The sequence below is a fragment of the Streptomyces sp. NTD107 genome, assembly GCF_059510435.1.
In genome coordinates, this window is the sequence record NZ_JCAJZV010000019.1 from 60,127 (window position 1) to 87,111 (window position 26,985).

At 72.5% G+C, this 26,985-nt stretch carries 29 protein-coding genes and 4 tRNA genes; 15 read left to right on the top strand and 18 right to left on the bottom strand.

Annotated elements, in window-relative coordinates; all coding sequences use genetic code 11:
* Positions 1 to 78: 78 nt before the first annotated feature.
* Complete coding sequence (locus AC5WRL_RS26340) at positions 79 to 375, top strand: hypothetical protein (RefSeq protein ID WP_496091168.1); 297 nt, start codon at positions 79 to 81, stop codon at positions 373 to 375.
* Positions 376 to 473: 98 nt separating this feature from the next.
* Here AC5WRL_RS26340 and AC5WRL_RS26345 read toward each other — a convergent pair whose 3' ends face one another.
* Entirely contained in the window at positions 474 to 1,397 is a 924-nt protein-coding gene (locus tag AC5WRL_RS26345) for an AEC family transporter (protein WP_496091169.1), read from the bottom strand.
* A gap of 110 nt (positions 1,398 to 1,507) precedes the next feature.
* Between AC5WRL_RS26345 and AC5WRL_RS26350 the strand changes: the two genes are divergently transcribed.
* From AC5WRL_RS26350 to AC5WRL_RS26360, 3 genes are all read left to right on the top strand, one after another.
* Complete coding sequence (locus AC5WRL_RS26350) at positions 1,508 to 2,917, top strand: M20/M25/M40 family metallo-hydrolase (protein ID WP_496091170.1); 1,410 nt, start codon at positions 1,508 to 1,510, stop codon at positions 2,915 to 2,917.
* Between the two features lie 68 nt (positions 2,918 to 2,985).
* Entirely contained in the window at positions 2,986 to 3,282 is a 297-nt protein-coding gene (locus AC5WRL_RS26355; RefSeq protein ID WP_496091171.1) for a type II toxin-antitoxin system VapB family antitoxin, read from the top strand.
* Between the two features lie 91 nt (positions 3,283 to 3,373).
* Entirely contained in the window at positions 3,374 to 4,054 is a 681-nt protein-coding gene (locus AC5WRL_RS26360; protein ID WP_496091172.1) for a LytR C-terminal domain-containing protein, read from the top strand.
* Between the two features lie 78 nt (positions 4,055 to 4,132).
* On the opposite strand, the gene upp is transcribed toward AC5WRL_RS26360, so the two are convergent.
* The gene (gene upp, locus AC5WRL_RS26365) at positions 4,133 to 4,768 is read right to left on the bottom strand and encodes a uracil phosphoribosyltransferase (protein WP_496091173.1); all 636 of its coding nucleotides are present in this window, start codon (positions 4,766 to 4,768) and stop codon (positions 4,133 to 4,135) included.
* A 148-nt stretch (positions 4,769 to 4,916) separates the two neighbouring features.
* Between upp and AC5WRL_RS26370 the strand changes: the two genes are divergently transcribed.
* The 6 genes from AC5WRL_RS26370 (at position 4,917) to AC5WRL_RS26395 (ending at position 8,365) form a co-directional block, all read left to right on the top strand.
* The gene (locus AC5WRL_RS26370; protein ID WP_496091174.1) at positions 4,917 to 5,486 is read left to right on the top strand and encodes a tRNA adenosine deaminase-associated protein; all 570 of its coding nucleotides are present in this window, start codon (positions 4,917 to 4,919) and stop codon (positions 5,484 to 5,486) included.
* 21 nt (positions 5,487 to 5,507) lie between these two features.
* The gene (tadA, locus tag AC5WRL_RS26375; protein ID WP_496091175.1) at positions 5,508 to 6,026 is read left to right on the top strand and encodes a tRNA adenosine(34) deaminase TadA; all 519 of its coding nucleotides are present in this window, start codon (positions 5,508 to 5,510) and stop codon (positions 6,024 to 6,026) included.
* A 10-nt stretch (positions 6,027 to 6,036) separates the two neighbouring features.
* Positions 6,037 to 6,123: transfer RNA gene (locus AC5WRL_RS26380), tRNA-Ser, on the top strand.
* A gap of 85 nt (positions 6,124 to 6,208) precedes the next feature.
* Positions 6,209 to 6,382, top strand: a complete 174-nt coding sequence (locus tag AC5WRL_RS26385) for a hypothetical protein (protein ID WP_496091176.1) — start codon at positions 6,209 to 6,211, stop codon at positions 6,380 to 6,382.
* A 145-nt stretch (positions 6,383 to 6,527) separates the two neighbouring features.
* On the top strand, positions 6,528 to 7,310 hold the full coding sequence (locus AC5WRL_RS26390) for an RNA polymerase sigma factor SigF (protein ID WP_496091177.1): 783 nt from the start codon (positions 6,528 to 6,530) through the stop codon (positions 7,308 to 7,310).
* A 200-nt stretch (positions 7,311 to 7,510) separates the two neighbouring features.
* Positions 7,511 to 8,365: an RNA polymerase sigma factor SigF gene (locus tag AC5WRL_RS26395; protein WP_496091178.1), complete on the top strand. Its 855-nt coding sequence runs from the start codon at positions 7,511 to 7,513 to the stop codon at positions 8,363 to 8,365.
* A gap of 46 nt (positions 8,366 to 8,411) precedes the next feature.
* Here AC5WRL_RS26395 and AC5WRL_RS26400 read toward each other — a convergent pair whose 3' ends face one another.
* Positions 8,412 to 8,615, bottom strand: coding sequence for a hypothetical protein (locus tag AC5WRL_RS26400; protein WP_496091179.1), 204 nt, complete (start codon positions 8,613 to 8,615; stop codon positions 8,412 to 8,414).
* A gap of 129 nt (positions 8,616 to 8,744) precedes the next feature.
* Here AC5WRL_RS26400 and AC5WRL_RS26405 point away from each other — a divergent pair, with 129 nt between their 5' ends.
* The 3 genes from AC5WRL_RS26405 to AC5WRL_RS26415 are packed head-to-tail and all read left to right on the top strand — an operon-like array spanning position 8,745 to position 11,371.
* Positions 8,745 to 10,040: a family 16 glycosylhydrolase gene (locus AC5WRL_RS26405; RefSeq protein WP_496091180.1), complete on the top strand. Its 1,296-nt coding sequence runs from the start codon at positions 8,745 to 8,747 to the stop codon at positions 10,038 to 10,040.
* A 25-nt stretch (positions 10,041 to 10,065) separates the two neighbouring features.
* The gene (locus AC5WRL_RS26410; protein WP_496091181.1) at positions 10,066 to 10,473 is read left to right on the top strand and encodes a Rieske (2Fe-2S) protein; all 408 of its coding nucleotides are present in this window, start codon (positions 10,066 to 10,068) and stop codon (positions 10,471 to 10,473) included.
* A gap of 25 nt (positions 10,474 to 10,498) precedes the next feature.
* A complete protein-coding gene (locus AC5WRL_RS26415; RefSeq protein ID WP_496091182.1) occupies positions 10,499 to 11,371 on the top strand; it encodes an LLM class F420-dependent oxidoreductase in 873 nt (290 codons plus the stop codon).
* 9 nt (positions 11,372 to 11,380) lie between these two features.
* Here the strand turns inward: AC5WRL_RS26415 and AC5WRL_RS26420 are convergent, their stop codons facing one another.
* From AC5WRL_RS26420 to AC5WRL_RS26440, 5 genes are all read right to left on the bottom strand, one after another.
* Positions 11,381 to 12,376 carry an HNH endonuclease gene (locus tag AC5WRL_RS26420; RefSeq protein ID WP_496091183.1) on the bottom strand — a complete coding sequence of 332 codons (996 nt, stop codon included), beginning with the start codon at positions 12,374 to 12,376 and terminating at the stop codon, positions 11,381 to 11,383.
* The gene (locus AC5WRL_RS26425; RefSeq protein WP_496091184.1) at positions 12,373 to 12,930 is read right to left on the bottom strand and encodes a class I SAM-dependent methyltransferase; all 558 of its coding nucleotides are present in this window, start codon (positions 12,928 to 12,930) and stop codon (positions 12,373 to 12,375) included. Before AC5WRL_RS26425 ends, AC5WRL_RS26420 begins: the two co-directional genes overlap by 4 nt.
* A complete protein-coding gene (locus tag AC5WRL_RS26430) occupies positions 12,908 to 13,522 on the bottom strand; it encodes a hypothetical protein (RefSeq protein ID WP_496091185.1) in 615 nt (204 codons plus the stop codon). Before AC5WRL_RS26430 ends, AC5WRL_RS26425 begins: the two co-directional genes overlap by 23 nt.
* A gap of 302 nt (positions 13,523 to 13,824) precedes the next feature.
* Positions 13,825 to 13,897 (bottom strand) — tRNA-Arg (locus AC5WRL_RS26435).
* 128 nt (positions 13,898 to 14,025) lie between these two features.
* Positions 14,026 to 14,118 (bottom strand) — tRNA-Ser (locus AC5WRL_RS26440).
* Positions 14,119 to 14,259: 141 nt separating this feature from the next.
* On the opposite strand from AC5WRL_RS26440, the gene AC5WRL_RS26445 reads away from it, so the two are divergent.
* Positions 14,260 to 14,658, top strand: a complete 399-nt coding sequence (locus AC5WRL_RS26445) for an SSI family serine proteinase inhibitor (RefSeq protein ID WP_496091186.1) — start codon at positions 14,260 to 14,262, stop codon at positions 14,656 to 14,658.
* A gap of 91 nt (positions 14,659 to 14,749) precedes the next feature.
* Positions 14,750 to 17,908, top strand: coding sequence for a hybrid sensor histidine kinase/response regulator (locus AC5WRL_RS26450; RefSeq protein WP_496091187.1), 3,159 nt, complete (start codon positions 14,750 to 14,752; stop codon positions 17,906 to 17,908).
* Here the strand turns inward: AC5WRL_RS26450 and AC5WRL_RS26455 are convergent.
* From AC5WRL_RS26455 to AC5WRL_RS26500, 10 genes are all read right to left on the bottom strand, one after another.
* A complete protein-coding gene (locus AC5WRL_RS26455) occupies positions 17,902 to 19,584 on the bottom strand; it encodes a long-chain fatty acid--CoA ligase (protein ID WP_496091188.1) in 1,683 nt (560 codons plus the stop codon). The two genes, AC5WRL_RS26450 and AC5WRL_RS26455, sit on opposite strands and share 7 nt — an antisense overlap.
* Positions 19,585 to 19,707: 123 nt before the next feature.
* Entirely contained in the window at positions 19,708 to 20,373 is a 666-nt protein-coding gene (locus tag AC5WRL_RS26460) for a response regulator transcription factor (protein ID WP_496091189.1), read from the bottom strand.
* On the bottom strand, positions 20,370 to 21,584 hold the full coding sequence (locus AC5WRL_RS26465) for a sensor histidine kinase (protein ID WP_496091190.1): 1,215 nt from the start codon (positions 21,582 to 21,584) through the stop codon (positions 20,370 to 20,372). The genes AC5WRL_RS26460 and AC5WRL_RS26465 overlap by 4 nt, the downstream gene beginning before the upstream one ends.
* Positions 21,585 to 21,591: 7 nt before the next feature.
* Positions 21,592 to 22,272: a DUF998 domain-containing protein gene (locus tag AC5WRL_RS26470; RefSeq protein ID WP_496091191.1), complete on the bottom strand. Its 681-nt coding sequence runs from the start codon at positions 22,270 to 22,272 to the stop codon at positions 21,592 to 21,594.
* 148 nt (positions 22,273 to 22,420) lie between these two features.
* On the bottom strand, positions 22,421 to 22,966 hold the full coding sequence (locus AC5WRL_RS26475) for a SigE family RNA polymerase sigma factor (RefSeq protein ID WP_496091192.1): 546 nt from the start codon (positions 22,964 to 22,966) through the stop codon (positions 22,421 to 22,423).
* A 312-nt stretch (positions 22,967 to 23,278) separates the two neighbouring features.
* Entirely contained in the window at positions 23,279 to 23,599 is a 321-nt protein-coding gene (locus AC5WRL_RS26480; RefSeq protein WP_496091193.1) for a hypothetical protein, read from the bottom strand.
* Between the two features lie 161 nt (positions 23,600 to 23,760).
* Positions 23,761 to 24,477: a hypothetical protein gene (locus AC5WRL_RS26485; protein ID WP_496091194.1), complete on the bottom strand. Its 717-nt coding sequence runs from the start codon at positions 24,475 to 24,477 to the stop codon at positions 23,761 to 23,763.
* Positions 24,461 to 25,024, bottom strand: a complete 564-nt coding sequence (locus AC5WRL_RS26490) for a sigma-70 family RNA polymerase sigma factor (RefSeq protein ID WP_496091195.1) — start codon at positions 25,022 to 25,024, stop codon at positions 24,461 to 24,463. Before AC5WRL_RS26490 ends, AC5WRL_RS26485 begins: the two co-directional genes overlap by 17 nt.
* A 229-nt stretch (positions 25,025 to 25,253) precedes the next feature.
* Positions 25,254 to 25,343 (bottom strand) — tRNA-Ser (locus AC5WRL_RS26495).
* A gap of 59 nt (positions 25,344 to 25,402) precedes the next feature.
* The gene (locus tag AC5WRL_RS26500; protein ID WP_496091196.1) at positions 25,403 to 26,935 is read right to left on the bottom strand and encodes a S1C family serine protease; all 1,533 of its coding nucleotides are present in this window, start codon (positions 26,933 to 26,935) and stop codon (positions 25,403 to 25,405) included.
* Positions 26,936 to 26,985: the final 50 nt, after the last annotated feature.

Below are 26,985 nucleotides of genomic sequence, written 5' to 3' on the forward strand. Positions count from 1 at the left end.
CGGATCGCACGCCCGTGCACGGGTGATGCGCGCCAACTCGGGGCAGGGGCGGGGCCATGGCCGGGTACGGTCCGGCGTATGGCCTACCCCTGCCCCGGTTGCGACGCCCCGCAGGCGGTGACCGCCCTCGAAGTGCGCGGGGAGATCTTTCTGCACCCGTGCCTGTCCTGCAACTGGGTGCCGGCCGCCGCCCCGCGGGCGTCCGCGCTGCGGGCCAACGCGCCGTGCCCCACGAAGGGTTGTGACGGGTCGGTGGGCGAGATCTACCGCTACGACGAGCGCTCGCTGCGCGACGTACGGCGTGAGCACTGTCCGCAGTGTTACGGCGGCGGAGTGGCCCGGGCCGGGGCGCCGCGCCGGGCGGCGGCCCGCTGAGCCCGGGCCGTCCCGCCGCCGCCCGTGTGGTGTCCCGCTGGCCGGATCAGGTGAATCCGGCGGGTGAATCCGGCGGGTGAATCCTGGCGGCGCCGGGGTCAGCCCAGCAGGGCCGCGACGACGACCAGGACCGGGATCGCCAGCACCGTGGACAGCAGGATCGATTCCCGGGCCAGCCGTATCCCCACCTGGTAGCGGGACGCGTAGGTGAAGAGGTTCTGGGCGGCCGGCAGCGCCGAGGTCACCACGACGTGGAAGACGTCGGTGGCGCCGAGCCCGAAGATCCCGGTGGCCACCGCCCAGGCGACAGCCGGCATGCCCACCGATTTGAGCGCCACCGACAGCAGCATCGGCCAGCGGTCCTCGCCCCGCCCGGGCAGGCTGCTGCCGTGCAGCGAGATCCCGAACGCCAGCAGCACGGCCGGCACCGCCATGCCGCCGATCAGTACGGCCGGCTCCAGCAGCGGCTCCGGCAGCGTCCGGCCGGAGGCGGCCACCGCGACTCCGGCGAGCGCGCTGATCACCACCGGGTTCCGGAACGGGGTCAGCACCCGCCGCCACACCGGGGTGCCGGCGCCGCCGCCGCCGGACAGATCGAGCACGGTGAGCGCCACGGGCATGACGATGAGCTGCTGGAAGAGCAGGACCGGCGCCACCAGGGTGGCGTCCTTCAGTACGTAGACGGCGATGGGGATGCCGAGGTTGCCGGCGTTGACATAGCTGGAGCACAGCGCGCCGATGGTGGTGCGGCCCACCCCCCAGCCGCGGGCGGCGCCGAGCGCGATGAAGACGGCCGCGACGGCGAAGGTGGAGATGGCGGTGACCAGCAGCGGGGTCGAGAAGATGACGCTCAGATCGGCGCCGGAGAGGGTGGTGAACAGCAGCGCGGGGGTGGCCACGTAGAAGGCGAGCTTGGTGAGGACCTCGCGCCCGTTGTCCCCGAGCGAGCCGCGCCGTCCCAGGAGATAGCCGGTTCCGATGATGCTGGCGATGATCGCGAACCCCGTGATCACACCGCCCATGCGGGTAACTATGTGTCGTGTACATCTAATAGGTCAATGTGATCTCGACTACGGGGACGCACCGGCGACCTGCGTGACAGTACGGACCGGGCCGCCTACCGTCACCGTCCGTGCGCACCCCATCTCGTACGATCATCGCCCGGCTGGCCGTCCTCCCGCTGCTGCTCCTGCTCGGCGCCGCGCCCCCCGCCACCGACCGGGACCGGGGCGAACGCCTCGCCCGGGTCCTCGCCGAGGAGACCACCGCCGACGGCGCCCTGCGCCACCTCGCCGCCTTCCAGCGGATCGCCGACGCCTCCGACGGACACCGCGCGGCCGGCAGCCCCGGCCACGAACGGTCCGCCCGCTACGCCGGCCGGCTGCTGAAGGACGCCGGCTACCGGGTCGACTACCAGCGGTTCACCTTCTCCCACCGGGAGACCACCGCCGAACACCTCACCACCGACGACGGCCGCGCCATCGCGATCCGGGCCATGACGTACACCGCCAACACCCCGGACGGCGGCCTGAGCGCCCCGCTCGCCCTCGCGGACGGGCTCGGCTGCGCACCCGCCGACTACCCGGGCGACACCCACCGGGGCCGGATCGCCCTGATCGAACGCGGCGACTGCACCTTCGCCGCCAAGGCCGAAGCGGCCGCGGCGGCCGGCGCGGTGGCCGCGATCATCTACGACAGCGCCCCGGACGGCGGCCCGCTGGGCGGCACCCTGGGCGACCCGGCGAGCGGGGTGCTCCCGGTCGGCGGCATCTCCCGCACCGACGGCCTGGCCCTGGCGGCGCGGGACGGGGCCCGGGTCCGCCTCGAACTCCAACAGGTCGCCGAGGACCGCGAAACGTTCAACGTCCTCGCCGAGACCCGGGGCGGCGACCCGGACCGGGTGGTGATGGCCGGCGCCCATCTGGACTCGGTGCCGCACGGCCCCGGCATCAACGACAACGGCTCCGGCTCGGCCGGCGTCCTGGAGACCGCGCTGCGGCTGGCCGACCACTACCGGGGCGGCGGCGCCACCCTCCGCTTCGCGCTGTGGACGGCGGAGGAGTCCGGCCTGCTCGGCTCGAAGCACTATGTGGCCGGGCTCGACGACGCCGAGCGGGACGCGATCTCCCTCTACCTGAACTTCGACATGATCGGCTCCCCCAACCACGGACTGTTCGTCCACGACGGGGTGAGCGGCCCGCCCGGCTCGGCCGCCGTCGCCGACCACCTCACCGGCTACCTCGCCGAGCAGGGGCTGACCGCCGAACGTACGCCGTTCAACGGCCGCAGCGACTACGGGCCCTTCATCGAGGCGGGCATCGCGGCCGGCGGCACCTTCACCGGCGCCGAGGGCGTCAAGACCGCCGCCCAGGCGCAGCGGTGGGGCGGCACGGCGGGAGCACCGTACGACCCTTGCTACCACGCGGCCTGCGACGACCTCGGCAACCTCAGCCGGGACGCCCTGGCCGCCAACCTGGGGGTCATCGCGCGGGCCGTCGGCCACTCCGCCTGGCAGCCGGCCGCCCTCACCACCGCACCGTGAACCTCGGCCCCCGGCCGGAAAAAACCGTGCGGCTGCGAAGCGAGCGCCCCGCCCGGTAGGCTCTGCGTGTGATCTTCAAGCGCATTGGAACCGGCCGGCCGTACCCTGACCACGGCCGGGAGAGCACCCGGCAGTGGGCAGACGTCGCCCCGCGCCCCGTGCGTCTTGACCAGCTGATCACCACCAAGGGCCAGCTGGATCTGGAGACGCTGCTCGCCGAGGACTCCACCTTCTACGGCGATCTGTTCGCCCATGTCGTGAAGTGGCAGGGCGACCTCTATCTGGAGGACGGGCTGCACCGGGCGGTGCGGGCCGCGCTCCAGCAGCGCCAGGTGCTGCACGCCCGGGTGCTGGAGATGGGCTGACCATCGGTGTTCGTCGGCCGTTCGGGGTCGGTTCAGTCCATCGGTTGATCATTTAGTAGGTCCTGGGGTCGCACATGACTACGCTGCGTCCATGAGCATGCTGACGCCTCCCGGCATGGGCGGAAAGAAGAACCGCATCACGGGCGACCGCTACCCCCGGATGCGCCCCCCACGCCGTCGCCGCCGCACGGTGGCCGTGGCCCTGTCCACCCTCGCCGTGCTCGGCCTGGTCGGCACCGGCACGCTCCAGCTCATCCGGGTGTTCTCCGCGGAAGCCGAGGACGACGGCACCCAGGCGGCGGCCGGCGGCGTACGCGAGTGCGCCACCCAGCGCCCCGACGCCGAGGCGGAGGGCGCCACCGGCCCGCTCGCGGAACTGCCGGAACCCCGGTCCATCACGGTCAACGTCTACAACGCGACCGCCCGCACCGGCCTCGCCCAGCAGACCGCCGACGCACTCGCCGAACGCGGCTTCGTCATCGGCAAGGTGGAGAACGCCCCCGAGGAGCTGGACGGCAAGGTGGCCGCCCCCGGGCTGCTGATGGGCGCCGGGGACGCCGAGGAGACCGGCGCGCTGGCGGTGGTCGGCGCCCAGCTGGCCGGCGCCGAACAGGCCCAGGCCGCCGCGGACGACGCCCGCGAGGCCCCCGAGGTCGACTTCGTGATCGGCGAAGGCTTCAAGAACCTGGCCGCCCCCCAGGACGCGGCCCGCGCCCTGGAAGCCCTCCAGAACCCCGGCAACGGCACCGGCGAGCGGGATCCCGGCTGTTAGGGGGTGGCGGCCCGATCCCGCCGGGCGACGCCCGGCCCGCCCGCCGGGCCGGCCGCGGCGCCGCTGTGACGACAGTCCCTAACCGGCCGTCCCGTACAGCCGGTCGCCGGCGTCGCCCAGCCCGGGCACGATGTACCCCATCTCGTTCAGCCGCTCGTCCAGCGCCGCCGTCACCACGGTGACCGGCGCGCCGGCCAGCTCGCGCTCCATGAGCTCCACGCCCTCCGGCGCGGCCAGCAGACAGATCGCGGTCACATCATCGGCGCCGCGCTTGATCAGATCCCGGATCGCCGCCACCAGCGTGCCGCCGGTGGCCAGCATCGGGTCCAGCACGTACACCTGGCGCCCGGACAGGTCCTCGGGCATCCGCGAGGCGTACGTGGCGGCCTGGAGGGTCGCCTCGTCCCGGATCATGCCGAGGAAGCCCACTTCGGCCGTCGGCAGCAACCGCACCATGCCGTCGAGCATCCCGAGTCCCGCCCGTATGATCGGCACGACGAGCGGCTTGGGGTGTGAAAGACGCACCCCCGTCGTCGCGGCCACGGGGGTGGTGATGTCCACGAGTTCGGTGCGGACGTCACGGGTCGCTTCGTACGCCAGCAGGGTGACCAGCTCGTCAGCCAGCCGCCGGAAGGTGGGGGAATCGGTGCGCTCGTCGCGCAGCGTGGTCAGCTTGTGCGCCACCAGCGGGTGGTCGACGACATGGGTCCGCATGAGTGCGACAGTACCGAATGCCCCGGACACTCCGGCTGCCGGGCGGACGCGGAATATTCCGCGGGTGAACTGCCGGGTTACCCGACAGGGCAACGCTTTTCTGCCACGATGCTGAGTGGCAGAGCCAAACCGAGTGGGGAGAGTCACGGTGTACTTCACCGCACTGCTCGCGCGGACCGATGATGGTTGGGAAGCGAGTGATACCGAGTTCGACGATGTGGAGAGCCTGGACGAGTTGGCCGATCTGGCCCGGGAGGCAGCTCCCGATGACGACACCGTCCTGGTCTGCATCGAGCAGGAAGGCGTCTGGTTCGGCATCGTCCGGATCGACGGCGAGGACGACCCGCGTGTCTTCGTCTCGGACGCCGCACGGGCCATGCGCAGCGCGTACGGCGAGATCCTGCTGACGGACGAACTGCTGGGCCGGGAGGCGGCGGAAGCCGACGTGCTGGCGCTGGAGGACCTGGACGACCTGGCGGACGACGAGGCCGAGGCCGATGGGGCCGCCGGCTCCGACGCCGCCGACGACAACGACGACGACGACGAGGACGGCGCCGCCGACCCGGACGAGGTCCCGCGCGGGCCGGTCGGGGACGCCGCGCTGCTGGCGGATCTCGGCATCGACGCCGGGACCGTACTGAAGCTGTCCGCCGATGACGCGCTCGGCGAGATCGCCGAGACGCTGGGCGCGGCGGACGTGCTGGAGGCCGTCCGGTGACCGCCCGGGGTGCCGCGCGGGATGGGTGATGACTCGGACGACTCCATCGACTCGGACGACTCGCCACCCGCGGACCCGTTGCGCGCCCCCTGGATCCCCGCGATGCGGCAGGCCATGACCCTGGCCGGCGCGGCGGGCGAGGCCGGTGACGTACCCGTCGGGGCCCTGGTGCTGGGCCCCGGCGGTGCCGTGCTCGGAGAAGGCTGCAACGAGCGGGAGGCCACCGGCGACCCCACCGCGCACGCCGAACTGCTGGCGCTGCGCGCGGCGGCCGGGCAGCTCGGCGACTGGCGGCTGACCGGCTGCACCCTGGTGGTCACCCTGGAGCCGTGCACGATGTGCGCGGGGGCGATCGTGCTGGCCCGGGTGGACCGGGTGGTGTACGGGGCCCGGGAGGCGAAGACGGGGGCGGCCGGCTCGCTGTGGGACGTGCTGCGCGACCGGCGGCTCAACCACCGGCCCGAGGTGATCGGTGGGGTGCTCGCGGAGGAGACCGCGGGGCTCCTCACCGAATTCTTCCGGCCTGGCGGCGGGTGCTAAGCTTCGCGACGGTAGCGTGTCCGAGCGGCCTAAGGAGCTCGCCTCGAAAGCGAGTGTGGGGGCAACTTCACCGAGGGTTCAAATCCCTCCGCTACCGCGCTTGTGCCGGGCCCGACCCCCTCACCGGGGGCTCGGGCCCGCGGCATATCCGGCCCGGGCCCGGCGAAAGGCGGCGCTGCGCTGTGACGGTTGAACGCACCCGACGGCTGCTGCTCTTCGCCGTGCTGGTTTTCGTGCTGTACGCGGTGATCGCGGCGCCGGGCCGGGCGGCGGACTTCGCGGCGATGACGATCGAGGCCGTGTCGGCGGCGGCGCTGGGGGCGGGCCGGTTCGTGGCCTCGCTGATCGGGCGCTGATCAGTTGAAGATTACACCTCTCCTCCCGCGCCGCGTATCTTGCGTGATCAACACGTAGTTGCCCGGTGCTTGCACACAGTGGACATGTCTTGTGATGCTATGACCGCTTTTGCCGTTGATTGAAACGTGAAAGGCTGGTCCGCAGGTGGCGGTGACGCAGACCCGGGGCGCCCAGGCACGGGCGCTGACGCAGGCGCTGTTCGAGCAACTGGACCGGCTGGAGGCCGGCACCGCCGAGCACGCCCGGGTCCGTGGAGCGCTGATCGAGGCCAATGTGCCGCTGGTGCGGTACGCGGCGCTGCGCTTCCACAGCCGCAACGAGCCGATGGAAGACATCGTCCAGGTCGGCACCATCGGCCTGATCCACGCGATCGACCGCTTCGACCTGGAGCGCGGCGTGCAGTTCCCGACGTTCGCGATGCCGACCATCGTGGGGGAGATCCGGCGGTACTTCCGGGACAGCGTGCGGTCCGTCCACGTACCGCGCCGGCTGCACGAGCTGTGGGCCCAAGTGCGGTCGGCCACCGAGGAACTGACGGTGGCGCTCGGCCGCGATCCGAACCCCGCGGAGATCGCCGAGCGGCTCCAGATCCCCGAGGAGGACGTACTGGCCTCGCTGGAGGCGGGCAGCGCGTACCGGGTGTCCTCGCTGGAGGCGGCCCAGGAGCGCGACGACGGGTCGGCCGGGCTGATCGAGCGGCTGGGGTACGAGGACCCGGAGCTGGCGGGGGTCGAACACCGGGCGCTGGTACGGCATCTGCTGGTGCAGTTGCCGGAGCGCGAGCAGCGGATCCTGCTGCTGCGCTACTACCGCAATCTCACCCAGTCGCAGATCAGCGCGGAGCTGGGCGTCTCGCAGATGCATGTGTCGCGGCTGCTCACCAGGAGCTTCGCGCGGCTGCGTTCCGCAAATCCGATCGACGCGTAACTCGTACGGGGGACCCAACTCCAGGAACTCCGGGGTTCACTGTGCCGTTTTATCGACATGACGCTACATCGTGTTGATGACATGTGACATTCTGCTAGAACCGCGTTTGCCGTGGCGGCAGCTCCGGTATCCACGAGGGTGACGCCACTTCTCGTACCAAGTGCGCCGCCGTGACCCGTCCACGACCTCAAGGGGGTGGCATGTCCGTAGAACTGGGCAGCTCCAAGGTGCTCACCACAGCCGGCACGCCGCAGGAACCCGAACCGCTCCCCGCCGTCCCGCCGACCGACGGCCTCGACACCCGTACGCTCTCCCGCTCCCTCTTCCAGCGCCTCGCCACCCTGGAGAAGGACAGCCCCGAGCGCGGCTATGTACGGGACACCCTCATCGAGCTGAACCTGCCGCTGGTGCGGTACGCGGCGGCGCGGTTCCGCAGCCGCAACGAGCCGATGGAGGACATCGTCCAGGTCGGCACCATCGGCCTGATCAAGGCGATCGACCGCTTCGACTGCGAACGCGGCGTGGAGTTCCCGACCTTCGCCATGCCCACCGTGGTCGGGGAGATCAAGCGCTTCTTCCGCGACACCTCGTGGTCGGTACGGGTCCCGCGCCGGCTCCAGGAGCTGCGGCTCGCCCTCACCAAGGCCAGCGACGAGCTGGCCCAGCGGCTCGACCGCTCGCCCACCGTCGCCGAACTCGCCGTCTGCCTGGGCGTCTCGGAGGAGGAGGTGGTCGACGGACTCGCCGTCGGCAACGCCTACACGGCCAGCTCCCTGGACTCCCCCGCCCCCGAAGAGGACGGCGGCGAAGGCTCGTTGGCGGACCGGCTCGGCTACGAGGACGGCGCGCTGGAGGGCGTGGAGTACCGCGAATCACTCAAGCCGCTGCTGGCGAAGCTCCCGGCCAGGGAGCGGCGGATCATCATGCTGCGTTTCTTCGCCAATATGACGCAGTCTCAGATCGGCGAAGAGGTCGGCATCTCGCAGATGCACGTCTCCCGGCTGCTGACGCGCACGCTCGCCCAGCTGCGCGACGGCCTGACCGCTGAAGAGTGAGGCACCCGGACCGGCGACGGGGCGCCGGTCCGGGCAACGGACGGGATCAGCCGAGCGCGAGCCAGGCCACGCCGACCAGCACGACGACACCCACCACGACGCCCAGAATGAGCCCGACGCGCGGGCCGGATGAGGCCGACTGCTGAGCGCGCCGCTGCGGCGGCTCCTCGTCGACGAAAGCGCGGAACATCTGCGTGCTGCCCGCCGGATCCTGCTGCGGGTTCTGCGGTGCTTGGGGGTTGTGAGCCATGACCGCTGACCCTAGCGAACACCCCGCCCAAGGGCACAGTCCGGTCCCTTGAGGATGGCTTAACCTCGCCCTAAGTCTGGTCTATACCAACACCTTGTCATGCCCATCCATCAGCGATGGAATGGGCACATGAGACTGGGAACCCCCACCCGCGCCCGTACCTCGCGCCGCTTACTGGCCGGCGCGCTGACCCTGGCCCTGGGCTGGACCGCGCTGACCACGATGACGGCGACCGCGGAACCGGACACCAGCGGCTCCGACATGTCCACCTCGGCGGTCCTCTTCCACGACGACTTCAACGGCCCGGCCGGCTCGGCGGTCGACTCCTCCAAGTGGCAGATGGAGACCGGCGACAACAGCGGCAACAACCGCGAGCACCAGTACTACACGGCGGGAAACAACAACGCCCGGCTGGACGGCAACGGCAATCTGGTCATCACCGCCCGCAAGGAGAACCCGGCCAACTACCAGTGTTGGTACGGCACCTGCCAGTACACCTCGGCCCGGATGAACACGGCCGGAAAGTTCACCACGACCTACGGCAAGGTCGAGGCCCGCATCAAGATCCCGCGCGGGCAGGGCATCTGGCCAGCGTTCTGGATGCTGGGCAGTGACATCGGGCAGGTCGGCTGGCCGCAGAGCGGCGAGATCGACATCATGGAGAACATCGGCCGCGAACCCGGCACCGTACACGGCACCCTGCACGGCCCCGGCTACTCGGCCGGCGGCGGCATCGGCGCCTCGTACACCCTGCCCGGCGGACGGGCCTTCGCGGACGACTTCCACACCTTCGCGGTGGACTGGTCACCGAACCGGATCACCTGGTCGGTGGACGGCGTCGTCTACCAGACCCGCACCCCGGCGGACCTGGGCGGCCGGCAGTGGGTCTTCGACAAGCCGTTCTTCATCATCCTCAACCTCGCGGTCGGCGGCGAATGGCCCGGCTACCCCGACGGCAGCACCACCTTCCCGCAGCAGATGGTCATCGACTACGTGACGGTGACCTCGACCGACGGCGGCGGAGGCGGGGGCGGCGGTGACGGCCGCACCGGCCAGATCACCGGCCTGGCCGGCAAGTGCGTGGACGTCGTCGGCGCGAACACGGCCAACGGCACCCCCATCGCCATCCACGACTGCAACGGCACCGCCGCCCAGCGCTGGACCGTCCACTCCGACGGCACCCTGCGCGCCCTGGGCAAATGCCTGAGCCTGGTGAACAGCCAGACCGGCGACGGCACCAAGGTCCACCTGTGGGACTGCACCGGCAACGCCACCCAACGCTGGGCGATCAGCGGGGCGCGGGACATCGTGAACATCGCGGCCGACAAGTGCCTGGACGTCCCCTGGGCCAACCCGGCGAACGGCACCCAGCTCCAGATCGCGAACTGCTCCGGCAACGCCGCCCAGAAGTGGACGGCACCCTGAGCGACCGTGGTTCGTTCCTAGGGTCATGAGACCCAGCGACAGACCCCTCGCACACCCCGGCCGCCGCACCATCCTGACCGGTGCGGCGGCCGGGGCGGGCGCACTGTGCCTGGCGGCGTGCGGCGGCGCGGCGACCGGCAACGACCCCGCCACGGAGCCGTCGGACGCCCCCGTGGGCGAGGCCGTCACCGCCAGGACCACCGGCGGGGACGACGCCCTGCTCTACCGCACCACGGAAACGGAAGCCGTGGCCTTCGTACCGGTCTGTACCCACATGGGCGGAAAGGTCACCCCGGAGGGCACCCAGCTGCGCTGCCACCTCCACAACTCCGTCTTCGACGCGGCCACCGGCGAACCGCTGTCCGGCCCGGCGACCGAACCCCTCACCCCGCTGAACGTGCACGTGGAAGGCGGCGAAATCACGATCAGCTGAGCCCGAAGATGGCACCCTGATGCACATGACGCTGAAGCAGCTGAAGGAAAACATCGGCAGGATCGGCATCTGGACCCCCGTGCTGCGCTCGGAGGACCCCGAACGCCGCGCCCTGATCACCGAGGCCGCCACCGAGCTGGACCGGCTGGGCTACGGCGCGATCTGGCTCGGCGGCAGCCCCCGCGTCCGGGACACCGTTCCCCTGCTGGAAGCCACCTCCCGCATCATCGTGGCCACCGGCATCCTCAGCATCTGGAACGACGAGCCCGCCGACGTCGCCCAGGCTTTCACCCGCGTCAACGCCGCCTTCGACGACCGCCTGCTGCTGGGCCTGGGCGTCAGCCACGAATCCCTCACCGAGCGCTACGAGAAGCCCTACGCCTCGATGCGCGACTTCCTCACCGCCCTGGACGAGGCCACCCCACCGGTCCCCCGGGACCACCGCGTCCTGGCCGCCCTCGGCCCCCGCATGCTGACCCTGGCCCGCACCGCCTCGGCCGGCGCCCACCCCTACCTGGTCACGGCCGCCCACACGGCGAAGGCCCGCGAAACCCTCGGCGAGGACGCCCTTCTGGCCCCCGACCTGAAGGTCATCCTGGACGAGGACAACCCCCGCGCCCAGGAAACCGCCCGCGCCTTCCTGGCCCGCTACCTGGCCCTCCCCAACTACACCACCAACCTCAAGCGCCTGGGCTTCACCGACGCAGACTTCGAGAACGGCGGCTCCGACCCCCTGATCGACGCGCTCTTCGCCATGGGTACCGCGGAAGACATCGCGGCCAAGATCCGCACCTTCCACGAGGCAGGCGCCGACCACGTGGCCCTGAACGTGATCACCCGCGAAGAAGGCACGATCCCCCTCCAGGAATGGCACACCCTGGCCGAAACCCTGCGCTGAGAAGCCGACTCATTCGTACGCGCCCAGCACCGCAAGGAACAACTCCGGCCACGTTCCCCCACAGCTGTCCCGCACCCGCCGGACGGCCCGGCTGAGCGGGTACGGCGACCCGATGATCGCCTCGTTGCGCAGCGCCAGCCGCTCCAGCAACGCCGGCGAGGGCATCCGGTCCGACTTCTTGCCGTTGCAGACCCGGTGCGCCGGCGCGAGATTCCACACCGCATCGAGATCCGGCCCCCGCCAGGGGCCGACGCTGCGCCGGCGGTCCATCAGCGCGAACGGGAAGACGTGGTCGATGTCCACCTCGTCCCCGTCGGCCAACGGCTCCCAGCACAGCAGGCACCGGCCGTGCTGGAACCCCCGTACGGCGTCGTCGACCCGCGCCACCGACCGTCGGCGCCGCCGGTCCCGCAGCACCCCCGTACCAAGATCCGCGATCACCCCGCCGGCCATGAGATCCCGGCCGATACCGGAGTCGAAGGACGCCTCCACGATGGCCTGCCGCGCCCGGTTCTCCGCCCGCAGCCCGGCGATGTGCCCGGCCCCGGCGGCCTCCCGCATCCCGGGGGTCAGCACGACCATCCGGTTCCGCCCGTGCCCCACCACCTCGTACAGCGGGTGCGGCAGGGTCTCCCCGCCCACGTTGGGGAATTTCTTCATGACCATGTTCGGCACCGACTTCACCGCGGCGTCCCACAGCTCATCGGCGGGATGTCCCAGCGCGACCGACGCCGCCGCCGTCCGGCTCAGCACCTCCAGAAAGTCGGACGCCCCCTTCCGGACCCCGGCCGGCGCGTGAGCGGCCCCGGACACCTCCCGGTGGGCGAGCGTCATGGCATACGGCACCACGAACTCACGCAACGGCACCGCCTCCCGTCCCGCACCCGCGAAGTCCAGCAACGACTCGGCGAACGCGAACTTGTACGTACGGGAGTTCGCCCCCATCAGCACGGCCATCCGGAAGCACGCGCGAACCGAGCGCTCCAGTTCGAAGAACCCGCTCACCGAACCACCTCGAACACCAGGGTGTCCCAGCGCACCAGCGCCCTGCCCATCCGGTCCTGACCCCCGCTGCGGTGCACCGGAGCCAACCCGTACTCCTCCGCCAAAGCGATCGTCTCCCCGGCCGACACCTCGAACATCCGCCGACCCGCGGGCGGCGGCCCGTGCCGGAGCGTGATGACCACCTTCCCGCCCGGCTCGAGGGCCAACTCCCGCAACCGTGCCATACCCACCGGCCGCTCACTCTCATCGAGGTGCATCCACACCGCGGAGAGCAGCACCAGATCGAAGACCCCGTTCACCCCCGCGACCTCGGGCAGGGCGGCATCGGCCCACCGGATGCCGAGACCCGGATGCAACTCCTCCCCGATCCCCCGCAACGCGGCGCTCGGCTCCACCGCCACCACCCGATACCCCCGCCCGGCCAGCGCGGCGGCATCCCGGCCACTCCCCGCCCCCACATCGAGCACCCGGGCCCCCGCCCCGGGCAGATGAGGCAGCACCGCCCGGTGGACGTCCTCGAACCGCACCCCCTCATAGTCCCGGGCCAACTCCACGGCCAGGTCCTCGTACGGGAAGCTGCTCGCTGTGCAGCCAGGTGAAAGTGCGGTCGGGCTCAAGGCGCGACTGTCCCCAGTGGATGGCATGGATACCGTTCTCCGCGTCGGCGGTGAAAAAGACACACACCAGTTTCGTCGACGCGCCCAATTCCTCGAAGGTTTCCCGCAGCCGCGTGTACTCCTCCGTCGCCAGACCCTCATCGAGGTCGAAGAGGGCATCGGGGGGATTCGGCCCGTGCGCCCAGAAGAGCCTGCGCCGCAGGGGTGAGGTGTTGGCCGGCAGTCGAGCCCGGTCGAGCGGTCTCGGCCGGTCCGCGTACCTGTAGGAGAAGAGCGCGTGGTCGTTGATCACCGCGTACTCGTACCCCAGTACTTCCCGCACGGGCTCGCCGAGTTCCCGCGCCATGTCCGCCAGCCCCTCGCGCACGGCTTCCGCGAGGGTCACCCCATAGGGACCCCGCTTCTTGAGCCCGGCCGTGAGATGCGTGGCATGGGCCTTCTCATGAGCGGCGGCCAACCGTTCCGGCAGGGCCACGACCAGCCGGGCCGCCGACCGCCCGAACCGCTCCACCGCCCACGGTGATGGCACCCCCGGTTCCCCTCCCGCCACGGACATCCGACGCCCCCTTCGCTGCGATCACCGCCTCTCAACTGTGTGACATCAGCGCGAACAGCACACAAGAGGGCGATCCGGCCAGCTGGGCGGAGGAGACAGCGGTCCTGCGGAGCGGCGTCCCTGGCTCCGGCACCGGGCGTGATGTGCCACCCGCGCCGATGCTTCGTGGGGCGCAGCCGCGGATGAGGGGTACGACGGCCCTCACCGCGGCTGTCGGTCACCGTCTCGGCGCACGGAAAAGCCCCGTTCCGGTGATGGAACGGGGCCTCATGGTGTGCGCTCGGCAGGATTCGAACCTGCAACCTTCTGATCCGTAGTCAGATGCTCTATCCGTTAAGCTACGAGCGCTCGCGGGTCTTGCGGACCGGCTTGCGGGAACAACATTACATGACCTGTGGCCGGGGGGGAAATCCGTTCGTTCAGGCGTGCTGAGCTGGGCGGATACGCCAAAAGCCCCGGTCCGGGGACCGGGGCTGTGGCGGAGGCTCCGGGATTTGAACCCGGGATCGGGGGTTGCCCGAAACCGCATTAGCAGTGCGGCGCCATAGACCAGACTAGGCGAAGCCTCCTCGCACACTGTGCGTCGCACATGATGCCACAGCCGTGGCGGGCTCAGCCAATCGGTTCCGCAACGAACCGGCCGCGCGGGCGTTAGCAGGGGGCGGGCGGAACCGTCCCGCGCCGTAGTCCCGTTCCGGAGGCGTACCCCCATGCACAGCAGTTCCCTTGCCGCCCTCGTACTCGCCGCGCTCGCCGGTGCCGGCCAGCCCGCGCCGGCCCCCGTGCCCGCCGCCCACGAGCTCACCATCACCGTCCGCGATCTCGGCGCCGCCGACGGTGTGCACCGGCTCAGCTGTGCGCCGGCCGGCGGGGATCATCCGCGGGCCGCCGACGCGTGTGCCGCCATCGAGGCGGCCGAGACGCCGTTCGCCGGGACCGCGGAGGGGACGATGTGCACCCGCGTCTACGGCGGGCCCGCCACCGCCCGGGTCGAAGGGGTGTGGGACGGCCGCCCCGTGGCCGCCGAGTTCAGCCGGAAGGACGGCTGCGAGATCGCCCGCTGGGACGCGCTCGTTCCCGCGCTGCCCAGCGTCGGTGACCACTCCTGAACAGCGCTTCCACGAACACACCACCGCGCCGGGGACCGCTGGCCGTAGACTCCCCCCTGACGACTGGCACGGGCTTGGGAGGAACGACGTCGTGAGCAGCAGGCCAGCGAGAGGCGCTGCTCGCCTCGCCGCCATACTCGACGCACTGCCGGACGCCCTGTTGCTCGTCAACGGCAACGGCACCGTCGTCAACGCCAACGCCATCGCCATGGAGACCCTTGAGGTCCCCGGCGCACCCCTCATCGGGCGCGGGCTGCTCGACATCGTCCCGGACTTCGATCCGCGCCGTATCCCGGGCTCCATGCGCCGCCCCGAAGAGGACCCCACCGCCCGCACCAAGCCGACCCGCATGGTCGCGCGGCGCACCGACGGCGTCGAGTTGCCGGTCGAGGTGACCAGCGCCGGGCTCAACAACCGGCACGCGCACTACGCCTCGGCCGTCGAAGCCGCCTTCGCCGACGACTACTCGGGCGAGGAACTGCTCGTTCTCGTGGTGCGGGATCTGTCCGGCACCCTGGACACCGAGGCCGAACTCGTCCGCCAGCAGCGGCAGACCGAGATGATCCTGCGCGCCGCCTCCGAGGGCGTGGTCGGCGTGGACACGGCCGGCCGCATCGTGCTCGTCAACCCCGCCGCCGCCCAGATCCTGGGGCACCGCGCCAGTCAGCTCGGCGGCCAGGAACTGCACCCCCTCATCCAGCACTCGCGCGCGGACGGCAGCCCGCTGCCGTACGAGGAGACCCCGCTGCACGACACCCTGCACTCCGGGCGCAAGCACCGGGTGCGCGGCCGGGTGCTGTGGACCAAGGACGGCCGCGCCGTGCCGGTGGATCTCACCACCGCGCCGGTACGGGACGGGCAGCAGCTGGTGGGCGCGGTGCTCACCTTCACCGACCGGCGCCCGTACGACGCGCTGGCGGCCCGCCACGTACAGCTCCAGTCCGTGCTGAGTGAGAGCCTGCGCGGCCCGCTGGAGCAGCTGCGCGACGAACTCACCACACTCGCCGCCGATCCGGCCGGCCAGCTGTGGCCGGAGGCCAATCAGCTGCTGCACCATCTGGCCGCCGGCTACGCCCGGATGACCACGCTGGTCGACAATGTGCTCAGCTACCAGCGGCTCGACGAGGGCGGCGAGAAGCTCGCCCTGGAGAAGGTGTCGCTGGACGAGGTGGTGGCGGCCGGGGTGGAGGGCGCGACCGAGCTGATCGGGCCCGGCCGGGTGCAGTTCGCGGTGCACGCGCCGCCGATCGACGCCGAGGTGGACCCGGAGCGGCTGGCGCAGGCGCTGGCCCATCTGATCGCCGATGTGGCCGGGGTGGACGCCACCGGCCGGGGTGGTGGCGGGGACGCCACGATCGTGGTGGCGGCGGCGCAGCGCGGGGATGTCGTACGGATCGAGGTACGGGGGCCCCGGCCGGGCGGCGGCGCGGTGCACGAGCCGATCGTGCGCGGCATCGTGCGGCAGCACGGCGGGGTGCTTCAGACGCATGAGGTGCCGGGGGCGGGCGGCAGCGCGTATGTGCTGGAGGTGCCGGTCGCCGGCGGCGACCCGGGGGCGCCGCTCGCGGTGGGTACGGGGGTGGGGGCCGGCCGGGACGCCGGTGGTGACACGACGGTGATGCCGGTGCCGGCGCAGCCGGCGCGTGGCACGCAGGGGAAGCGGAAGCCGGAGGCGGCGGCGGACGGTGGCGGCGGCGAGGCGCCCAGTGGGCGGCGCCGGCGGCAGGGGGAGGCGCTGGCGCTGCCGCCCGGGCCGACGGCGGGTCCCGGTCCCGAGCCGGTGGCCGACGAGACCGATACGCAGGGCGGCGGCACGCTGGGTGGCCGGCGGCGGCGCGCGCTGGCGCCGGCTCCGGCCTCGGCGCCGGCCGCCGGTGTCGAGCCGGAGATTCCGCAGCAGTCGACCGGGACGGACGGCGAGGCGCCGACCGGGCGCCGGCGGCGGGCCAACCCGGGTGAGTCACCGCAGGCCCCGGCGCCCGCACCCGAGCCGGTGCCCGTGCCGGAGCCCGAGCCGGAGCCGCAGCCGGTCGAGCACTCGGTGGTGGCGGCCAGCCCCATCCTGGACGGCAGCGCGCCGCAGCACGCCCTGCCGGTACGCCAGCCCCGCGCCCTGCCGATGCCCGGCAGCGACCGGGGCGGCAAGCCCGACGCCCGTTCGGCCGTGAGCGTGCAGACCCTGGGCCAGGGCGTTCCGTTGCACACCCCGCCGCAGGGCACCGGCACCGGCCCGGGGACGGCCGCGCATCCCGGCCGCCGCCGTAAGCTCGCCGCCCCGCCGGCGGAGACCGCGCCACCGCCCACCGCCGCCGGGCCGGCCCCGGCGCCCGAGGCGCGCGCGGTCGGCGCCGCCCGGCAGGCCGCGCAGAACGTCACCGGTGGCGGCCGGGAGTTCGCCATCAGCGCCCCGGCGGCCGGCGCCGCCGAGGGCCCGGAGCCGCTGGACGGCCCCGGCGGCGCGGTGGAGGTCACCGAGGGCCGCCCCGGCGCCGCCGCCCGGGTGCCCGCCCCGGCCGACGACGAGCTGCCGCCCGAGCCGCTGGACAACCCGCGCCGGCTGCTGGTGTGGCCGGAGCCCGACGTCTCCACCCAGCAGGCGCTGACCGAGCGCGGCTACCGCCCGGTGCTGGTGCACTCCCGCGAGGAGGTCGACGCGCAGATCGCCGCCTACCCGGCCGCGCTGTTCGTCGACCCGCTCACCGGTCCGATCACCCGGACCGCGCTCCAGTCACTGCGCCAGGCGGCGGTGGCCGCCGAGGTGCCGGTGCTGGTCACGGCCGGCCTGGGCCAGGCCAGCCGGGAGGCCGCGTACGGCGCCGACCCGGCCGTGCTGCTCAAGGCCCTGGCGCCGCGCGACAGCGAGCAGCATCCGCCGCGCGTGCTGCTGGTGGAGGAGCAGCCGGCCATCGCCCAGGCGCTGGCCATGTCGCTGGAGCGGCGCGGCATGCAGGCGGCGCACGCCGTCTCCGACGCCGAGGCGATGGAGGTGGCGGCCCAGATCCGGCCGAACCTGGTGGTGATGGACCTGAACCAGGTGCGCCGCCGCCGGGCCGGCATCATCGACTGGCTGCGGATCAACGGGCTGCTGAGCCGTACCCCGTTCGTGGTCTACACGGCGGCCGAGATGGATCCGGAGCGGCTGCCGCAGCTGGCGTCGGGCGAGACGGTGCTGTTCCTGGCGGAGCGCTCGACCCATCCCGAGGTGCAGGGCAGGATCGTGGATCTGCTGACGAAGATCGGGGCTCACTGACGCGGGGCCGGTACGAGGGTGGTGACGGTGAGTTCGCCGGCCGCGTGCCGGGCCCGCAGCACCTTTTTGTCGTACTTGCCGACGCTGGTCTTGGGCACCTCCTCGATGGTGGTCCAGTGTTCGGGGAGCTGCCAGCGGGCGATGCCGCGTTCGGCGAGGAAGTCCCGCAGCCCGGCGTAGTCCACTCCGCCGGCCCTGGCGCCGGGTACGACGCAGGCCAGCGGGCGTTCGCCCCACCGCTCGTCGGGTACGGCGACCACCGCCGCCTCCCGTACCGCCGGGTGGCCCATCAGCAGGCCCTCCAGCGCCACCGAGGAGATCCACTCACCGCCGGACTTGATCACATCCTTGGCGCGGTCGGTCAGGGTGAGGTAGCCGTCGGGCGTGATCGTGCCGACATCGCCGGTGCGCAGCCAGCCGTCCGGGCTGAACCGGTCCGCCGGGCGGTCGGGTTCGGTGGCGCCCGCGCCCCCGTAGTAGCCGCCGGCGATCCAGGGGCCGCGTACTTCCAGCTCGCCCGCCGCCGTACCGTCCCAGGGCATCTCGGCGCCGTCCGGGCCGATCAGCCGGGCCTCGACGCCGGCCGGGAAGCGGCCCTGGCTGAGCCGGTAGGGCCATTCCTCCTCGGGGGTGAGGCCGGGCGGCGGGCCGGAGGTGGTGCCCATGGGGGAGGTCTCGGTCATGCCCCAGGCGTGGGCGACGCGGACCCCGTGCCGCTCGTCGAGGGCGCGCATCAGGGACTCGGGGCAGGTGGCGCCGCCGATGGTGACGGTTTCGAGGGCGGAGATGTCGCGGGGGCGTTCGGCGAGTTCGTGCAGCAGGCCCTGGAAGAGGGTGGGGACGGCGGCGGCGTGCCGGGGGCGTTCGGCGGCGATCATGTCGGCGAGCGGGCCGGGTTGCAGAAACCGGTCGGGCAGCAGCAGGTTGACCCCGGAGAGCAGCGCGGCGTGCGGCAGGCCCCAGGACAGCACGTGGAACATCGGGACGATCGGGAGTGTGGTGTCGCCGGCGGTGAAGGCCATGGACTCGGCCATGTTGATCTGCATGGAGTGCAGATAGATGGAACGGTGCGAGTAGACGGTGCCCTTGGGGTCGCCGGTGGTGCCGGAGGTGTAGCACAGGGCGGCGGCGGCGCGTTCGTCCGGCTCGGGCCAGTCGTACGTGGTGGGGCGGCCGGCGATCAGCTCCTCGTAGTCGTGGATACGGGTACCGGCCCGGGCGCCGGCCAGCAGCGAGGTGTCGCCGGGGCCGCTGACCACGATGTGCTCGACCCGGTCGAGATCGGGCAGCAGCGGGGCGAGCAGCGGCAGCAACGTGCCATTGACGATGATCACCCGGTCGTCGGCGTGCTGGATGATGAAGCGCAGTTGGTGGGCGGGCAGCCGCAGGTTGAGGGTGTGCAGCACGGCGCCCATGGCGGGGAGCGCGAAGTACGCCTCGACGTGCTCCGCGTTGTTCCACATGAGGGTGCCGGCCGGCTGTCCGGGGCGGACGCCGAGGTCGCGCAGCGCGTGCGCGAGCTGGGCGGCCCGCGTGCCGATCCCGGCGAACGTACGGCGGTGGGGCGCGGCCGGGTCACCGGTCCAGGTGGTGACCGTCGACTTCGCGTGGATCGTGCTGCCGTGGCGCAGGATGCGCGCGACGGTGAGGGGTACGTCCTGCATCGTGCTGAACACCGAAGCCTCCCGAGGTCACTTTGAGTGACGATCTGACGCCTCGGCAGTCTGGCAGCGCCGGCGCGGTCTGTCACCACCTCCCGGCACCTCCCGGCACCTCCCGGCCCGCTGCTCGCCGGGGCGTCAGCCGCCGGGCCGGACCAGGCCCGTCTCGTAGGCCAGGATCACCAGTTGGACGCGGTCGCGGACGCCGAGCTTGGCGATCGCGCGGGTGACGTGGGTCTTGGCGGTGAGCGGGCTGATGAACAGCTGGGCGGCGATCCGGTCGTTGGACAGGCCGGTCGCGATCAGGCGGGTCACCTCCAGCTCCCGGGCGGTGAGCACGGCGAGCCGCCCGGCGGTCTCGGTGGGGGCCGCCGGGCGGTGGGCGAACTGCTCGATCACCCGTCGGGTCACGCTCGGCGAGAGCAGCGCGTCGCCGGCCGCCACCGAACGGACGGCCCGGCGCAGGTCGTCCGGTTCGATCTCCTTGGTGAGGAAGCCGCTCGCGCCGGCCCGCAGGGCCGCGAAGACGTACTCGTCGGTCTCGAAGGTGGTGAGGACGATGACGCGGCAGCCGGTCAGTCCTGGGTCTTCGGTGATCGTTCGGGTGGCGGTGAGGCCGTCCGTGCCGGGCATGCGGATGTCCATGAGGACGACATCGGGGCGGACGGCGCGGGCCGTACGGACCGCCTCGTCGCCCGTGCCCGCCTCGCCGACGACCTCGATGCCCTCGGCGCGGGCGAGGAGGCTGCCGAACCCGGCCCGTACCAGGGCCTGGTCGTCGGCGAGGAGCACCTTGATCGTCATGGCCGGAAGCCTGGCACGGGGATGGCGGCTCGCACGACCCATCCGTCGTTCTCGTGGCGCGGTCCGGCGAAGAAGTCGCCGCCGAGCGCCAGGACCCGCTCGCTCATGCCGCGCACCCCGTGGCCGGCCACCCCCGATGCCCCGGATGCCTGCGATGCCTGCGATGCCTGCGCCGGGGTCCGACCGTCATCGGTGAGGGTCACCTCCACCCGCCCGTCGCCGTACCGGATGGTCACCTCGGCCCGTGCCGCGCCCGCGTGCCGGACGGTGTTGGTGAGGGCCTCCTGGACGATCCGGTGGACGGCGAGGGAGACCGGTGCGGGAACGGCGCCGAGGTCGCCGGACGTCTCCAGCCGGATGTCCAGCGCCGCCGATCGCATCCGTTCGACGAGCGAGACGACCTCGGGGACCCCGGCGGCGGGAGCCTGCGGGTCCTCGCCCGGTGCGCGCAGCACATGGACCAGCGCGCGCAGGTCCCGTACGGCCTCGGTACGGACCTGCTGGGCGGTGGCGAGCGCGGCCCGTGCCTCCCGAGGTGAGTCGTCGAGTGCCTCGGCCGCGACCCGGAGGTGGAGTCCGACGACGGTGAGGGTGTGGCCGACGACGTCGTGCAGTTCGCGGGCGATGTCCAGCCGGGCCTCGGCGATCCGCCGGCCGGCCTCCAGCTCGCGTTCGCGGGCGGCGCGCAGCAGGCGCTCGTCCCGTTCGGCGCGCCAGCGCAGCCGGTCGCGGTAGGCGGTCGCGGCGGCGAGGAGCACCGCCAGCCACAGGGCCTCGGCGCCCAGGGAGCCGAGGGCTTCGCGCGGGGTGGCGCCGCCGGCCGTGGTCTCCCAGGTCGCGGCGAAGGCCAGTTCGGTCAGGCCGATCCCGGCGGCCCACGGCAGGCCGGGGCGGCCGGGCCGGTCGTCGGCGGCCAGGACAGCGTACGCGGCGGAGGCCGGCCACACCCAGCCGGCGTCGGTGAGCCCGGAGGTACGCAGGACGATGACGGCCTGCACGCTCAGCAGCAGTACGGTGAGCGGCCACCGGCGGCGCGCCGGCAGGAGCAGCCCCAGCCACAGGGCGAGCGGCACGGCTCCCGCGTAGTCCAGCCGCGCGCCGAGCCGGGCGGTGCCGGCCAGGACGGCGACGGCGGTGCCGACCGCCAGGAGCGCGTCGCTGGGCCGGACCGCGCGGGGGCCGGCGGGAGCGGGGGCGGCGGGTCGGTCCATGGGCCGATCATGCACGACGGTCCTGCCCCGGCCCCGGCCCCTGCCCCGGCCCGTGGCCCGGGCCCGCCGCCGCCAGGGCGAGCGCCACCCACCCGAAGTCGGCCACCAGCACCAGGCGCTCGACGAGACCGATGAGCGTGGGGGCACCGCCCATCCCCAGCGACGGGCCGCCGTTCATCACGTCGATCAGAAAGACCGCGAAGACCGCCGTCGTCGTGACGGAGGCCACCGCACAGGCGGTCAGGGCCGTGCGCAGGCCGGGCCGCCGGGCCGCGAGCGTTCCGCGGAGCAGCACGGCGGCGGTGGGCAGGGCGGCGAAGGCGAGGAAGGCGGCATTGCCGTGGACGAGTTCGGCGAGCGAGGGGTGACTCCAGTGGCCGGGCGGGTCCGCCGGGAAGAGGGCCGCCACCAGCAGGCCGGCCGTCCACACCATGAGTGCGGCCCTGCTCGCCCGCCGGGCCCCGGGGCCGAGCCGTACCGTGAGGGCCGCGGAGGCGGCGCCGACGGCCAGCAGCGCGGCCGGGAGCAGCCAGCCGGCGGTGCCGTGCACATAGCGGCTGAGGGTCTCGCTCACCAGGCTGTACTGGGGGTTGAGCGTCTCCACCGCGGCCATCGCCAGGGCCCCGATGCCGATCAGGGTGAGGGGAGCCCGTACCCCCGCGGCCGGGGCCGTGTGTGTCGTCGTCATGCCGTTCTCCTCGGTGTCGTTCCGGTGATCCAGAACGTACGGAGGAGCGGCGGCGACCGCGTCGTCCCGATGAGGACATCCGGTCGTACACCGAACGGTGTCGTCGGCCCGGCCCGCTGCACCATGTGGTGCAGACGCGGGGCCCGGGTCAGGCGGCGAGTACCTGGGGGCGGGTGACCGCGAGCAGTTCGGTGTCCTCGCGGAGCTTGGCCAGCGCGCGGGAGACGGCGCTCTTGACGGTGCCGACCGAGACCCCGAGCAGTTCGGCGGTGGCGGCCTCGCTGAAGTCTTCGTAGTACCGCAGGACGACCATGGCGCGCTGCCGCTCGGGCAGCTTGCGGACGGCCTGCCACATGGCCTCGCGTATCGCCTGCTGCTCGGCCGGGTCGGGCTCCGGCAGCGGGTCGGGCTCGGGCAGCTCGTCGACGGCGTACTCGTCGACGCGGCGCTTGCGCCACTGCGAGGTGCGGGTGTTCACGAGCGCGCGGCGGACGTAGCCGTCCAGGGCGCGGTGGTCCTCGATGTTCTCCCACGCCACATAGGTCTTGGTGAGCGCGGTCTGGAGCAGGTCCTCGGCGTCACTGGGGTTGGCGGTCAGCGAGCGGGCCGTACGCAGCAGCACGGGGCCGCGTGCCTGCACATAGGAGGTGAAGGTCAGTGGCGTCCCCGGCTGGGCCGTCCTGGGCGTGGTCATGGAATCCAACGTAGGCGGCGGCACCCCCTCCCCGGATCGGCCACAGGTCGCGATGGGGTATCCCCCCCAGGGAGTAGAGGTGGTGCTGGTGACACCTCCCTGGGGTGGAGGAGCGGACGGTGCCTCCTCAGGGGTCATCAGGGATTCATCAGGGATCTCCCTGGTGATCGGGATGACGGGATGACGCCCGGGAACGACCGTGCGGCCGTACCTTCCGGTACGGCCGCACGGCCTGCCCCTGCCCGGTCACCCTCTGATGTCGCTCCCCGGAGGACCGATGGTCCCGGGGTCCGGCTCAGTGGGCCCGACGGTTCACCACAGGGGGGAGAAGATCACCTGGAAGTTCGTGGTGTCCTGGTCGATGACCACGAAGCCCGCGTCCTTCACCTGGGCGGCGTTGCTCTGGTTGGTCGCGCCGGTTCCGGTGGCACCCTGCTGGATGGTGCCGGAGTTGCCGGTGTTGATGCCGCCGACGCCGCTGCCGACGCTGCTGATCGCGGTGGCGTCCGAGGCGACGCCCGCCAGGGCGCCACTGTCACCGACGACGGCGTGGGCGGTGCCACCGAGCAGACCGATCGCCAGCGGGACGGAGGCGGCTACGGCGATGACACGAGCGGTGCGGATGCTTGCCATGGAATTCCTCCAGTGGAACCGAAGTGGTGGTTGAGCACGACGTCGCGAAACCAGAGTTGCCCAGCGCCAACCCGGGCATTCGCATTCCACCGCGTCATTCGCTCGCACGAATGACGATCTCGCGATAAACGTCTTCGGCCGCCACGTAAGGCTGAATCGCCTCAGGCGGAGGTGGTCAATTCTTCGATTCGCTGGGCGAAATCGACTGCGGGAAGCGGTAGTTCGATTTCGTCGACGAAGTGCACGGCGCCGGGCACGTACCGCAGTACGGCGCTGGCGGCGGCCGTCAGACAGTGCCGGTTGCCGCGCAGCAGGCCCAGCATCCGCAGCACCAGATCGGTGGTGGCGCCGCCGCTCTCCGCACACTCGCCGCACTCGCCGCACTCGGCCGCGCCCTCGGCGGCCTGGCCGCGCCACAGCCGCGCCTCCCACACCTCGCCGAGGGTGAGGTGGTGCAGATAGAGGCAGTACGCGGCGGCGCCGTCCCCGGCACCGGCGGCGAACTGCCACCAAAAGCGCGCGCTGTCCTCGCGCCCGGCCAGCTGGAGTACGCAGCCCAGCACCCGCGCGCCGTCCGGATGCGGAATGCGCCGGCCGAGAAAGGCGGACATGTGCTGGAGCGCGCCGTCGCGTTCGATGACGGTGCGGCACAGGACTTCCAGGTGCCCGGCGGCCTCGGCGTCGATCCGCGCCCGGCGCGGCGGCAGCGCCTCGCCCCGTACCGAGCGGATCTCGTCGTCGAAGTGCAGCGCGCCGAACAGCATGCGGTGGGTGATGCGGGCGGCCAGCCGCAGTTCGGCGGCGTCCAGCTCGGCCTCGGTGTACGGGCGGGGGACGACCGTGGCCTTGGCCAGCATCCGGTCAATCGGCGAGGTCACCGCTGCCCCCTTCCTGTTCCAGGCCGAGCGCTTCCTTCAGCCGCCGGCGGGCGTAGCGGGCGGTGGAGCGGACGCCGGGCTCGCTGATGCCCAGGACATCGGCCGTCTCCCGGACACCGTAACCAAGGCAATACAACAGGACGATCACATCATGCTGCCGTTCGGGGAGCTCCCGGATGGCGCGGTAGATGCTGAGGCTCTCCGCCAGCTCGCCGACCGGATCGACGGCGTTCCGCAGCGCCTCGGTCTCGAAGGCGGCGCTCTCCAGGCCCACCGGATGCCCGGCGCGGGCCCCGGCGGCCTCCAGGGTGCGGGTCCTGAGAATGCCCCAGGCGTACCCGGCGGGGCTGTCGAGCCGCAGCGCCTCGCCCCAGTCGGCGGCGAGCTGCTCGAAGGCGGCGTCCACCACCTCCTCGGCGTCGGCCCGCGTGCCCAGATACAGCTCGGCCCAGCGCACATAGGCGGGCCGGTACATCTGGTGGAACGCCCGGAAGTCGGCCGGCAGCGGCACCACCCCCGCCAACGGGGCGCGAGATCCTTCGGTCACCGGTTCCCCTCCTGTGTGCACAGACCTGCCGGTCCTCTCAACTCGTCGGCGGCGAAGGCGCGTTGTGTGCCCTCTGCCCCTCCCAACGAACAACGGGACCCCATCGTGCATCACAAAGACCAGAAAACTTACGGAATGAAGCATTCCAGTTACCCAAAACGATCACTCCCGGGCACACGTCAGGGGCACCACCGGGCTGGAACGACCGTTCCAGCCCCGGCGGTACCCCTGGCGGAGACTGTGGGATTTGAACCCACGGTGACATCGCTGCCACGACGGTTTTCAAGACCGTTCCCTTAGGCCGCTCGGGCAAGTCTCCTGCGCCGTCGGTCGGGACGGCAGGAGTAAGGGTAACGGCTCGCGGTGGGTGGGGTGGTGTTACGCGTCGCCCACCCGTTCGCCCAGGACGATGTCGGCGGTGCGCTCCTGGCCGTTGCGCTGGTAGGTGACCGAGACGGTGTCACCCGGCTTGTACGTCCAGATCTCGCTGATCAGGGTCGGGCCGCCGTCGATCACCCGGTCGCCGAAACGGGTGATCACATCGCCCGCCTGGAGGCCGGCCGCGGCGGCCGGGCCGTTCGGGGTGATCGCGCTGTCACCCGAAGGGCCACTGCTGTCGGAGATCTTGGCGCCGGGGGTGTCGCCGCGCATCTCCACCGAGGCGCCGATGATCGCGTACACCGGCTGACCGTTGTCGATCAGATCCTGGGCGACCCGCTGGGCCTGGTTGATCGGAATCGCGAATCCGAGACCGATACTGCCCGCCTGGCCGCCGCCCATGCCACTGCCGGGGGTCGACTGGATCGCCGAGTTGACGCCGATGACCTGGCCGTCGCCGTTCAGCAGCGGGCCGCCGGAGTTGCCCGGGTTGATCGAGGCGTCGGTCTGTAGCGCGCTCATGTAGGAGGCATTGCCGCCCTGGCCGTCCGAGGACGCCACCGGACGGTTCTTCGCGCTCACGATGCCGGTGGTGACCGTGCCGGACAGGCCGAACGGGGCGCCGATCGCGATCGTCGCGTCGCCGACCGCCACCGCGTCCGAGTCGCCCACCGGCAGCGGCTTCAGCTCCCGGTCCCCGGCGTCCAGCAGCCGCAGCACCGCCACGTCGTACCCCTCGGCCCGGCCGACGACCTCCGCCTGGTAGCTCGCGCCGTCCGAGAAGGTGACCGTCAGCGTGCCGCCGTCGGCGGCCGTGGCCACCACGTGGTTGTTGGTGAGGATGTGCCCTTCCTCGTCGTAGACGAAGCCGGTGCCGGTGCCGCCCTCGGTGGAGCTCTGCGCCTCGATCGTCACCACGCTGGGCAGCGCCGCTTCCGCTATCCCCGCCACCGACTCCGGCGGGCGGGCGACGGTGTTGTCACCGGTGCCGGGGGCGGTCGACGCGGAGCTGGTGGTGGAGGAGTCGCGGTCGGCCACCAGATAGCCGACGCCTCCGCCGACGCCGCCCGCCAGCAGGGTGGCGGCGACCACGGCCGCGATCAGGCCGGAGCGCCGCTTCTTCGGCGGCGGGGTGGCCCCGAACGCCGTCCACGGGGCGTCCGGCGGCGCGGCCGGCGGGCCGACCGGATCCACCGGGCCGCCGAAGGTGCCGGTCGGCGGCCCGGCCGGAGCAGCCGCGGGCGGCGGCGGGGCGTCCGCGCCGGCACCCGCCAGGGTCGGCAGCGGCGCCGTCGCGGGAGCGGGCGGCGCGGCGGGCGCCGGTGCTCCCACCGGCGGCCCGGCCGGAGCAGCCGCGGGCGCGGGCGGCGGCGCGGGGGCCGGCGGCACTGCGGCGGCGACCGGCGGCGCGGGTGCGGCTGCGGCGGGCGCCGGTGCGGGTGCGGCGGACGGGGGCTCGTCGGGCGTGACCGCCGGCGGGGCAGGGATGGGCCGCTCCTCCGGCTGAGCCAGGCCCTCCTTCTCGGTGCTCACAGCTGTCTCCTCGGGTGCACGAGCGGGCAGGGTGGTACGGGGCAGTGCGG

Coding starts and splice junctions, on each gene's coding strand:
- AC5WRL_RS26340 (WP_496091168.1), top strand. CDS start 79: ATGGCCTACCCCTGCCCCGGTTGCGACGCCCCGCAGGCGGTGACCGCC.
- AC5WRL_RS26345 (WP_496091169.1), bottom strand. CDS start 1,397: ATGGGCGGTGTGATCACGGGGTTCGCGATCATCGCCAGCATCATCGGA.
- AC5WRL_RS26360 (WP_496091172.1), top strand. CDS start 3,374: ATGAGCATGCTGACGCCTCCCGGCATGGGCGGAAAGAAGAACCGCATC.
- upp (WP_496091173.1), bottom strand. CDS start 4,768: ATGCGGACCCATGTCGTCGACCACCCGCTGGTGGCGCACAAGCTGACC.
- tadA (WP_496091175.1), top strand. CDS start 5,508: ATGGGTGATGACTCGGACGACTCCATCGACTCGGACGACTCGCCACCC.
- AC5WRL_RS26395 (WP_496091178.1), top strand. CDS start 7,511: ATGTCCGTAGAACTGGGCAGCTCCAAGGTGCTCACCACAGCCGGCACG.
- AC5WRL_RS26400 (WP_496091179.1), bottom strand. CDS start 8,615: ATGGCTCACAACCCCCAAGCACCGCAGAACCCGCAGCAGGATCCGGCG.
- AC5WRL_RS26405 (WP_496091180.1), top strand. CDS start 8,745: ATGAGACTGGGAACCCCCACCCGCGCCCGTACCTCGCGCCGCTTACTG.
- AC5WRL_RS26410 (WP_496091181.1), top strand. CDS start 10,066: ATGAGACCCAGCGACAGACCCCTCGCACACCCCGGCCGCCGCACCATC.
- AC5WRL_RS26415 (WP_496091182.1), top strand. CDS start 10,499: ATGACGCTGAAGCAGCTGAAGGAAAACATCGGCAGGATCGGCATCTGG.
- AC5WRL_RS26445 (WP_496091186.1), top strand. CDS start 14,260: ATGCACAGCAGTTCCCTTGCCGCCCTCGTACTCGCCGCGCTCGCCGGT.
- AC5WRL_RS26460 (WP_496091189.1), bottom strand. CDS start 20,373: ATGACGATCAAGGTGCTCCTCGCCGACGACCAGGCCCTGGTACGGGCC.
- AC5WRL_RS26465 (WP_496091190.1), bottom strand. CDS start 21,584: ATGGACCGACCCGCCGCCCCCGCTCCCGCCGGCCCCCGCGCGGTCCGG.
- AC5WRL_RS26470 (WP_496091191.1), bottom strand. CDS start 22,272: ATGACGACGACACACACGGCCCCGGCCGCGGGGGTACGGGCTCCCCTC.
- AC5WRL_RS26475 (WP_496091192.1), bottom strand. CDS start 22,966: ATGACCACGCCCAGGACGGCCCAGCCGGGGACGCCACTGACCTTCACC.
- AC5WRL_RS26480 (WP_496091193.1), bottom strand. CDS start 23,599: ATGGCAAGCATCCGCACCGCTCGTGTCATCGCCGTAGCCGCCTCCGTC.